Annotated in this window: 6 protein-coding genes; 3 read left to right on the top strand and 3 right to left on the bottom strand. The window is 72.2% G+C overall.

The genetic code is table 11. From position 1 onward, the window contains the following. Positions 1-12: 12 nt before the first annotated feature. A complete protein-coding gene (locus ACFWAR_RS17685) occupies positions 13-2,022 on the top strand; it encodes a TerD family protein (protein WP_385778027.1) in 2,010 nt (669 codons plus the stop codon). Between the two features lie 263 nt (positions 2,023-2,285). Continuing rightward, a complete protein-coding gene (locus ACFWAR_RS17690; protein WP_385778029.1) occupies positions 2,286-3,278 on the top strand; it encodes a TerC/Alx family metal homeostasis membrane protein in 993 nt (330 codons plus the stop codon). Between the two features lie 13 nt (positions 3,279-3,291). On the opposite strand, the gene ACFWAR_RS17695 is transcribed toward ACFWAR_RS17690, so the two are convergent. The 3 genes from ACFWAR_RS17695 to ACFWAR_RS17705 all read right to left on the bottom strand — a co-directional run bounded on the left by ACFWAR_RS17695 (position 3,292) and on the right by ACFWAR_RS17705 (position 6,127). Next, the gene (locus ACFWAR_RS17695; RefSeq protein WP_385778047.1) at positions 3,292-4,584 is read right to left on the bottom strand and encodes an MFS transporter; all 1,293 of its coding nucleotides are present in this window, start codon (positions 4,582-4,584) and stop codon (positions 3,292-3,294) included. A 187-nt stretch (positions 4,585-4,771) separates the two neighbouring features. Next, positions 4,772-5,428, bottom strand: a complete 657-nt coding sequence (locus ACFWAR_RS17700) for an MBL fold metallo-hydrolase (protein WP_385778031.1) — start codon at positions 5,426-5,428, stop codon at positions 4,772-4,774. Between the two features lie 9 nt (positions 5,429-5,437). Continuing rightward, entirely contained in the window at positions 5,438-6,127 is a 690-nt protein-coding gene (locus ACFWAR_RS17705; protein ID WP_385778033.1) for a maleylpyruvate isomerase family mycothiol-dependent enzyme, read from the bottom strand. Positions 6,128-6,305: 178 nt separating this feature from the next. On the opposite strand from ACFWAR_RS17705, the gene uvrA reads away from it, so the two are divergent. Further along, positions 6,306-9,308, top strand: coding sequence for an excinuclease ABC subunit UvrA (uvrA, locus tag ACFWAR_RS17710; RefSeq protein ID WP_385778035.1), 3,003 nt, complete (start codon positions 6,306-6,308; stop codon positions 9,306-9,308). Positions 9,309-9,451: the final 143 nt, after the last annotated feature.

A 9,451-nucleotide genomic window follows, 5' to 3' on the forward strand; every position in this document is an offset into this window, starting at 1 on the left:
AGGGGCTGCACGATGACGGCCGAACTGGTCCGGGGGCAGAACCACCCCCTGTCCCGGCACCGGGTGGAGATCAGGGTCTCGGCGGGCACACCGGTGCTCGCCGGGGCCGCGTTGGGCGACGACGGGGGCCGCCTGGCCGACCCCGGGTCGCTGGCCCACCCGGGGGAGCCGCGGGTGCCCGGCCTGGAAGTGCCCGTGGCCGCCGCCGCGCGGCACGCCTTCGAGGTCGACCTGGACGCGGTGCCCGCCGTCGTCCACAGGGTCGGCATCGTGCTGGTGCTGCCGCAGGGCGGCCCGCCCCGCTTCGGTGCGGTCGCCGCCCCGTACGTCGCCGTGGCCGCCCCCGACGGCGCCGAGCTGGCCGGTTACACCCTGACCGGACTGGACGCGGAGACCGCCGTCGTAGCGGTCGAGCTGTACCGCCGCCAGGGCGCCTGGAAGGTGCGCGCCGTCGGCCAGGGATACGCCGACGGGCTCCCGGCCCTGCTCGCGGACCACGGCCTGAGCGTCCGGGACGCCGCGGACCTGGCCGCCCGCGCCCACGCCGCCGGCAGCCCGGCACCGGGCTCCGCCCCCGCCGCCTCTCCCGCCCCCGCGGTGCCCGCCGCCGCGGGATCGCCGTACTCCACCCCGGCCGCGGGCACGACCGGTACGGCCGCGCCCGGTCCCGCGCAGGCCTCCTCGGACACCCCGACGCCCTTGGCGACCCCGGTGGTGCCCCAGACCCCGGTCCCCGGGCCGGTGCCCCCGCCGCCGCCCGCGGACCCCGCGCCCGGCGTCGGCCCGGAGGGTCCGCCCACGATCAGCTACGCCCACCCGCGCCGCGACCGGACCTCGCAGCCCCCGCCGCCCGCCCCGCAGGCCCCGCCCGCGCAGCCCGGGGAAGCGCACCGCCCGGTCGCGGGCGACGCCACCGGCTGGTCCATGGACGAGCGGCTGTACAACCAGGTCTGGGGCATGTTCGAGGACCTGGCCCGCTCGGTCTCCGCCTACCGCAGCGCCGCCGACTTCGCCGAGTCCCGGCTGGAGCGCGAGCTGGACGCGGCCCTCGCCGACCCCCGCAGCCGCCTCGGCGGATCCGGGGACGGCGCCCGCGAGAGCGCCAGGGCCCGCCGCGACGAGCTCGTCGCCCAGGCCCGGGCCGTCCTCGACCGCGACCTCGCCCAGCTCAAGGCGGAGGTGGAGGTGGTCGAGCCCGCGCTCCCCGCCGCCTTCGCCGGTTGGGCCAACCCGGTCTGGCACGCCCACCGGATCCCCGCCGAGGCCCCGCTCGCCCTGCGGCTGGGCGATCTGCACCTGCCCGAGTGCCCGGAGCTGCGCATACCGATGCTGGTGCGGTTCCCGATGGAGCGCGGCCTGTGGATCGACAACGGCCGCACCGGTTCCGAGGCGGCGATGATGGCGGACACCGCCCCGCTGCGCCGGGCCGCCATGGACATGGCCGTCGCGCACGCGGTGCGCCTGCTCGCCGTGCACCCCGCGGGCCGCTTCTCGGTGCACGTCATCGACGCCGCCGGGGCCGGGGCGTCCTCGCTGGCCCCGCTCGTACGGGCCGGGGTACTGGCGGCGCCGCCCGCCGCCGGTTCCGCCGGAGTCACCGAGACCCTCGCGCGGCTCACCCGCCGGGTGGACCTCGTACAGATGGCGGTGCGGGCGGGAGCGCCCGAGGACCTGCCGCCGGACCTGGACACCGCCGAGCAGCTGCTCGTCGTCCACGACTTCCCGCACGGCTTCGACGACCGGGCCGTCACCCAATTGCGCTACCTGGCCGACGAGGGTCCCGCGGTCGGCGTCCACCTGCTGATGGTGGCGGACCGTGACGAGGCCTCGGCGTACGGGCCGCTGCTGGATCCGCTGTGGCGCTCGTTGATGCGGCTCTCCCCGGTGCCGGACGACCACCTCGCCGATCCGTGGGTCGGCCACGCCTGGACCTTCGAGGCGTCCTTCCCGCCACCCGGCAGTCGGGTCCTGGACCAGGCGCTGGAACGGATCGCGGAGGCGCGCAGGGGGCGCGGAGCCTGATCGGCGCGGCCCGGGCGGCCGCGCCGGCTGACCATCCCCTGACCTTCTCTTGGTTATCCCTTTACCTTATGCGGCCGAGACGGGTACGCTGGTGTCTGCGGAGGGGAGTATTCCTGCTTTCCTGCTACGGCGTGCCCGTCAATACGGACCGTAACCGGTCCCGGGGCGTCGGCCCACGGCCTCCAGGCCGCCCGGGTGGAAGAGACCTCCGGCAGCGATGACGCTGACGAAGTGCTGAGCCATCCGCCGGAGGCGTGTTCAACGTGGACGTTTCGTGGACCCTTTGGGTGCTGACCATTCTCGGTCTGGGCATCCTCATCGGAGCCGATTTCTTCATCGGCCGTAAACCGCACGACGTATCGATCAAGGAAGCGGGCATCTGGACGGTCGTCTGGATCGTCCTCGCCGCCCTCTTCGGCCTCGGCCTGCTGTTCTTCGGCAGCGGCCAGGCCTCCCAGGAGTTCTTCGCGGGCTTCATCACCGAGAAGTCGCTGAGCGTCGACAACCTCTTCGTCTTCGTCCTGATCATGGCGAAGTTCGCGGTGCCCTCCCACCTCCAGCAGCGGGTGCTGCTCGTGGGCGTGCTGATCGCCCTGGTGCTGCGCGCGATCTTCATCGCGGCCGGCGCGGCGATCATCGCCAGCTTCTCCTGGGTCTTCTACATCTTCGGCGCGTTCCTGATCTACACCGCGTGGAAGCTCATCCAGGAGGCCCGCAAGGACGAGGAGGACGAGGAGTTCGAGGAGAGCCGCCTGCTCAAGACCGTGGAGAAGAAGTTCGGCGTCGCCGACCGCTACCACGGCACCAAGCTCTTCATCCAGAAGAACGGCAAGCGCGTCCTGACGCCGCTCATGGTCGTCATGCTCGCCATCGGCACGACCGACATCCTCTTCGCCCTGGACTCCATCCCCGCGATCTTCGGCCTGACCCAGGACCCGTACATCGTCTTCACGGCCAACGCCTTCGCCCTGATGGGCCTGCGCCAGCTGTACTTCCTCATCGGCGGTCTGCTCAAGAAGCTGGTCCACCTCAGCTACGGCCTGTCGATCATCCTCGGCTTCATCGGCGTCAAGCTCGTGCTGCACGCCCTGCACGAGTCCGGGGTGCACGTCCCGCTGATCTCCATCCCGGTCTCGCTCGGCGTCATCTGCGGCGTCCTGGTGATCACCACGATCACCAGCCTGATCGCCTCGAAGAAGCAGGCGGCGGCCGAGGCCGCCCGGGAGACCGAGCCCCAGGACAGCGTCGGCAGCTGACCCGCGGTCGCGCTCAGGCGGGGGCGGCCGCTTCGGCCGCCCCCGCCGCCGCGCGCACCACCACCGGATTCGTCTCCGGCAGCAGGGCGAAACAGCCCAGGCTGACCAGGGCGATCCCGGTCAGGTACGCGCCCACGCCCCACGCCGGTCCCGAACCGTCGGCCAGGGCCGTGGCCACGATCGGCGTCAGCGCCCCGCCGAGCACCCCGCCCAGGTTGTAGCCGACGGCCGCCCCCGTGCACCGCACCCGCGGCGGGTACAGCTCCGGCAGGTACGCGCCCACCACCGCGAACATCGTCACCATGCCCAGCAGCGCGCCGAGGCAGCCCAGGGTCATCAGCACCGGATCGGCCGTCCCGAGCAGGGCCACCAGCGGGAACATCCACAGCGCGCAGGCCGCGCTCCCGGCCAGGCAGAGCGGGCGGCGCCCGTACCGGTCGCCCAGCACCGCCACCAGCGGGGTGAGCGCGCCCTTGAGGGCGACGGCGACCATGACGCAGGCGAGCATCACGCTGCGGCCGACCCCCAGGTGCTCGGTCGCGTAGGCCAGGGACCAGGTGGTCACGGCGTAGAAGACGGCGTAGCCGACGGCGAGCGCGCCGCCGGTGAGCAGGAGCAGGCGCCAGTGGCCGCGGACCACCTCGGCGATCGGGGCGGTCGCCCGCCGGTCGTCCGCCGCCAGGGCGCGGAACTCCGGGGTCTCCTCGACCGATCGACGCAGCCACAGGCCCGACAGGGCGAGCAGCCCGGCCGCCCAGAACGGCACCCGCCATCCCCAGGAGCCGAACTGGCCGTCGGTGAGCGTGGTGGACAGCCCCAGCATCAGCCCGTTCGCCAGCAGGAACCCGACGGCCGGACCCATCTGCGGGAAGCTCGACCACAGCCCGCGCCGGCCCTCCGGGGCGTGTTCGGCGGTCAGCAGCACCGCCCCGCCCCACTCGCCGCCGAGGCCGAGGCCCTGGAGGAAGCGCAGCAGGAGCAGGAGCAGCGGGGCGCCGACGCCGATCGAGGAGTACGTCGGCACGCAGCCCACCGCCACCGTGGCGAGGCCGGTCAGCAGCAGGGACGCCAGCAGCACGGGCCGTCGGCCGTACCGGTCGCCGACATGCCCGAAGAGCACGGAGCCCAGCGGGCGGGCGAGGAAGCCGATGCCGAAGGTGCCGAAGGCCGCGAGGGTGCCGGCCAGGTGCGAGAAGGTGGGGAAGAACAGGGGGCCGAGGACCAGGGCCGCGGCGGTTCCGTAGACGAAGAAGTCGTAGAACTCGATGGCGGTCCCGATGAGGGAGGCCGAGGCGAGGCGCAGCATCGAGGGCGGCCGGCCGGGGTGCGGGGAGCGATCTTGGTGCATGGTGCAGCAGATACCCCGGCCCGGGGGGTCCGGGGGAGCGGAACGCGGATCCTCCACCGGAAGGAGTGCCGCACCGCGCCGGTGTTGACGCGGGCCGCCCCTCCCGTCGGGGAGGGGCGGCCCGGTCGCACGTGTGCGGGCCCGGCTACCAGCCGCGCTCGCGCCACTCGGCGACGTGCGGGCGCTCGGCGCCGATGGTGGTGTCGTTGCCGTGGCCCGGGTAGACCCAGGTCTCGTCGGGGAGCTGCCCGAAGAGCTTCGCCTCCACGTCGTCGATCAGCTGCGCGAAGGCCTTCGGGTCGCCCCAGGTGTTGCCGACGCCGCCCGGGAAGAGGCAGTCGCCGGTGAACACGTGCGGGTGGCCGTGCGGGTCGTCGTAGACCAGCGAGATCGAGCCCGGGGTGTGTCCGACCAGGTGGCGGGCGGTCAGGGAGATCCGACCGAAGGTGATCGTGTCCCCGTCCGCCACGGGGACGTCGGTGGGCACCGGGATGCCCTCGGCGTCGTAGCGCCCGGCGTAGGTCCGGGCCCCGGTCGCGTCGACGACCTCCTGCAGCGCGCCCCAGTGGTCGCCGTGCTGGTGGGTGGTGACGACCGAGGTGATGCCGTCGTCACCGATCAGGGAGAGCAGGGTGGCGGCCTCGGCCGCCGCGTCGATCAGCAGCTGCTCGCCGGTCGCCCGGCAGCGCAGCAGGTAGGCGTTGTTGTCCATCGGGCCCACGGAAACCTTGGAAATCATCAAGTCCGCGAGTTCATGCACGTCGGCCGGACCGCCGACCTTCACCGCTCCGCTGTAGGTCATGTCCTGATCCTAGAGGGGGGGAAGCAGGGGCAGGGGGCCGCCCGCCGTGGTCAGGGCGTCGCCCTTGTCGCCGCGGCCCGCCAGCCAGGCCAGGAGCTGGGCGGGGGTGCCGGTCAGGGTGACGGGGGCGCCCTCGGCGCCGCCGGTGCGCCAGGTGCGGCCGTCGCCGGGGGAGAGCGTCACCGGCGGCACCTCGGGGTGCCCGGACCAGCGGTCGGCCAGGAACTCGATCTCCCGGCCGGTGAACTCGTCCGGGAGGTCCGCCAGCTCGTAGCCGATGCCGAGGTCCACGTGGTGCAGCTCGATCTCGACGAGGCGGCGGAAGGGGATCCGGGAGGCGCTGTCGGTGACCCCGTTGCGCAGCTCGACCGTGCGGGACCAGTCCTGGGGCGCGTCGGCCACGGCCTGGAACCCGGCGGCGGAATTCCGGACGTCCTCCAGCTGTTCCACCAGGGGCCGACCGGCATCGCGCTGGATGTCGGCGTCGCGCGCGGAGGCGCTCTCGTACATGGGGCGCCCTTCGAACACGTTCACGAGGGCGTCCGCGTTGCGGGCGAGGTGGGCGAGTACGTGGCCCCGGGACCAACCGGGCAGGCGTGACGCCTCGGCCACGGCCGCGTTGTCCAGTTTCGCGGCCGCGGTCAGCAGTCGGTCCGTGGCTTCGCGCAGGGATCGCAGGTCGTGCGCATGATCAATCATGAGCCGACCCTAGCGCCGCCACACGATCGGGTGAAGCGCTCTTCGGAGTGCCGGAAATCGAATGCACGTGCTATACGCTCGGAGGAGCACACCAGACCATCCAGCGGCGCCTCCCGACCCCCATACTCTGGACGGCCGGGGCCCGTCCCCCGCTCTCTCAAGAAAGGTGCGGACCGGCGTGACCGACCGTCTCATCGTTCGTGGCGCTCGCGAGCACAACCTCAAGAACGTCTCGCTCGACCTGCCCCGCGACTCACTCATCGTCTTCACCGGACTCTCCGGGTCGGGCAAGTCCTCCCTGGCCTTCGACACGATCTTCGCCGAGGGCCAGCGCCGCTACGTCGAGTCGCTGTCGTCCTACGCCCGCCAGTTCCTGGGGCAGATGGACAAGCCCGACGTCGACTTCATCGAGGGCCTCTCCCCGGCCGTCTCCATCGACCAGAAGTCGACCTCCCGCAACCCGCGCTCCACCGTCGGCACCATCACCGAGGTCTACGACTACCTCCGCCTGCTCTTCGCCCGCATCGGCAAGCCGCACTGCCCCCAGTGCAGCCGCCCGATCGCGCGGCAGTCGCCGCAGGCGATCGTCGACCGGGTGCTCGCGCTGCCCGAGGGCAGCCGCTTCCAGGTGCTCTCGCCGCTCGTGCGCGAGCGCAAGGGCGAGTTCGTCGACCTCTTCGCCGACCTCCAGACCAAGGGCTACAGCCGGGCCCGGGTGGACGGCGAGACGATCCAGCTCTCCGAGCCGCCCACGCTGAAGAAGCAGGAGAAGCACACCATCGAGGTGGTCGTCGACCGCCTCACCGTCAAGGACGGCGCCAAGCGGCGGCTCACCGACTCGGTGGAGACCGCCCTGGGCCTGTCCGGCGGCATGGTGATCCTGGACTTCGTCGACCTCGCCGAGGATGACCCCGAGCGCGAGCGGATGTTCTCCGAGCACCTCTACTGCCCGTACGACGACCTGTCCTTCGAGGAGCTGGAGCCGCGCTCCTTCTCCTTCAACTCGCCCTTCGGCGCCTGCCCCGAGTGCACCGGCATCGGTACGCGCATGGAGGTCGACCCCGAGCTGATCATCCCCGACGAGGACAAGTCCCTCGACGAGGGCGCGATCTCCCCGTGGTCGCTGGGCCACACCAAGGACTACTTCCAGCGGCTGATCGGCGCGCTCGCCGGCGAGCTGGGCTTCCGGACGGACATCCCCTGGGCCGGTCTGCCGCAGCGGGCGAAGAAGGCCCTGCTGTACGGCCACAAGACGCAGATCGAGGTCCGCTACCGCAACCGCTACGGGCGGGAGCGGGCGTACACCACGGCCTTCGAGGGCGCGGTGCCCTTCGTCAAGCGGCGGCACTCGGAGGCGGAGAGCGACACGAGCCGCGAGCGCTTCGAGGGCTACATGCGCGAGGTGCCGTGCCCGACCTGTGAGGGCACCCGGCTCAAGCCGATCGTGCTCGCGGTGACCGTGATGGAGAAGTCCATCGCCGCGGTGTCCGCGATGTCGATCAGCGAGTGCGCCGAGTTCCTGGGCGAGCTGCGCCTCGACGCGCGCGACAAGAAGATCGCCGAGCGGGTGCTCAAGGAGGTCAACGAGCGGCTCCGCTTCCTGGTGGACGTCGGTCTGGACTACCTCTCGCTCAACCGCGCGGCCGGCACCCTGTCCGGCGGCGAGGCCCAGCGCATCCGACTGGCCACCCAGATCGGCTCCGGTCTGGTCGGCGTGCTGTACGTGCTGGACGAGCCGTCGATCGGCCTGCACCAGCGCGACAACCACCGGCTGATCGAAACGCTGGTGCGGCTGCGGGACATGGGCAACACGCTGATCGTCGTCGAGCACGACGAGGACACCATCAAGGTGGCCGACTGGGTCGTGGACATCGGCCCCGGCGCCGGTGAGCACGGCGGCAAGGTCGTGCACAGCGGTTCGCTCAAGGACCTGCTCAAGAACACCGAGTCGATGACCGGGCAGTACCTGTCCGGGAAGAAGTCCATCGAACTGCCCGACGTGCGCCGGCCCGTGGACCCGAGCCGCCGCCTCACCGTCCACGGTGCGCGGGAGAACAACCTGCGCGACATCGACGTGTCGTTCCCGCTGGGCGTGCTGACCGCCGTCACCGGCGTGTCCGGCTCCGGCAAGTCCACGCTGGTCAACGACATCCTGTACACGCACCTGGCGCGCGAGCTGAACGGCGCCCGGACGGTTCCGGGGCGGCACACCCGGGTGGACGGCGACGACCTCGTCGACAAGGTCGTCCACGTCGACCAGTCGCCGATCGGCCGCACCCCGCGGTCCAACCCGGCGACGTACACCGGTGTCTTCGACCACGTGCGCAAGCTGTTCGCGGAGACCATGGAGGCGAAGGTGCGCGGCTATCTGCCGGGCCGCTTCTCCTTCAACGTCAAGGGCGGCCGGTGCGAGAACTGCTCCGGTGACGGCACGATCAAGATCGAGATGAACTTCCTGCCGGACGTCTACGTTCCGTGCGAGGTCTGCCACGGAGACCGGTACAACCGGGAGACGCTGGAGGTCCACTACAAGGGCAAGTCCATCGCCGAGGTGCTGAACATGCCGATCGAGGAGGCCCTCGGCTTCTTCGAGGCGGTTCCGACGATCGCCCGGCACCTGCGCACGCTGAACGAGGTCGGGCTCGGCTACGTCCGGCTCGGCCAGTCCGCGCCGACCCTCTCCGGGGGCGAGGCGCAGCGCGTGAAGCTGGCGTCGGAGCTGCAGAAGCGGTCGACGGGCCGGACGGTGTACGTGCTCGACGAGCCGACGACGGGTCTGCACTTCGAGGACATCTCGAAGCTGATCAAGGTGCTGTCGGGGCTGGTCGACAAGGGGAACTCGGTGATCGTCATCGAGCACAACCTCGACGTCGTCAAGACCGCGGACTGGGTCATCGACATGGGGCCCGAGGGCGGCTACGGCGGCGGGCTCGTGGTCGCGGAGGGCACGCCGGAGCAGGTGGCCTCGGTCGGGGCCAGCCACACCGGCAAGTTCCTGCGGGACATCCTCGGTGCGGAGCGGGTCTCCGATGCGGGGGTGCCGGCGGCGCTGCCCGCGGGGAAGAAGCGGGCCCCGGCGAAGAAGACCGCGGCCGCGGCGAAGAAGGCGGCCGCGACCAAGGCCACCGCGAAGAAGGCGGCGGCCCCGGCGAAGAAGGCGACCCGGACCCGCAAGGCCTAGGCGCGTTCGGGCGGGGACACCGGCGGCAGCTGCCGCCGGTGTCCCCACCCCCGTGACACCAGGACGGGGGTGACCCCGGCGGGGGGGGCGCGGGTTACTCCGGGAGGCGGCGGGTGCAGCGACCGCCCGGGGCCGGGGCGGGG

Origin of the sequence: Streptomyces sp. NPDC059917 (assembly GCF_042730635.1) — a bacterium.
Lineage (GTDB): Bacteria > Actinomycetota > Actinomycetes > Streptomycetales > Streptomycetaceae > Streptomyces.